Origin of the sequence: Nocardioides sp. CPCC 206348, assembly GCF_048654705.1 — a bacterium.
In the GTDB taxonomy this organism is placed as follows: Bacteria; Actinomycetota; Actinomycetes; order Propionibacteriales; family Nocardioidaceae; genus Nocardioides.
In genome coordinates this window covers 1-681 of sequence record NZ_JBMCZA010000089.1, presented here as the reverse complement: position 1 = coordinate 681, position 681 = coordinate 1, and the positions used below count along the sequence as shown (strand labels likewise).

At 71.8% G+C, this 681-nt stretch carries 1 protein-coding gene; it reads right to left on the bottom strand.

The genetic code is table 11. The features are described 5' to 3' along the window. Positions 1–681 (bottom strand): MaoC family dehydratase (locus tag ACOADB_RS04720; protein WP_378596776.1); only part of this gene is annotated, 681 nt, incomplete at both ends.

Sequence of the window (681 nt, the reverse complement as noted above, 5' to 3'; positions counted from 1 at the left end):
TGGACCGCGGCAACATTGAGCGTCAGTCGGGCGAGCTCCGGGGCGCTGGAGACGACGTCACCGGTGGCCACCTCGAACACCTCACCCTCCGTCGGGAGTACTCCGACAGTTCGGCCGTCCACGTAAGCCGCGCGGTCCCACGCGGGGATGAGTGCGGTCGGTTCGACCGGGGGGAGGTCGGCGCCGATCGCGTCGAGATCATCGGCGCGGCCAGTGGGGCCGGCGTCGCGACTCAGCGGAAGCATCGCGCACCGGTAGAAGTCGAGCACCGGGCGACCGTCCTGGTCGATGGTCTTCATGTGCAGCGCCGCAAGACCGGTCGGCGGACGACCTTCACGCCGGGTGTTCTCGCGCAGACCGACGACCGTGGTCGTGGTGCGGAGGGTGTCGCCGATGAGGGGCTGCCGCAGCAGCGCCAGTCGGCGGTAGAAGAGGTTGGCCCGCACGCGCTGGGTGGCGAGCGTCGACTGCCCGATCGCGACGTTCCACACGAGGGCCGGGCTGGCGAGCGGCGCTCCGGCGACTTCCCGCGCAAGGTGGTCGTCGAGTGCGAGGCGCCACCGGTCGCCGACGATCGCCTGGTGCTGGGCGGCGCGGCCCTGCGTCAGCGTGCAGCCGGGCGCAGTGCCGAAGACCTGGCCCACCTCGAGCTCGTCGAAGTACGGTCCCCCGACCTGCCGC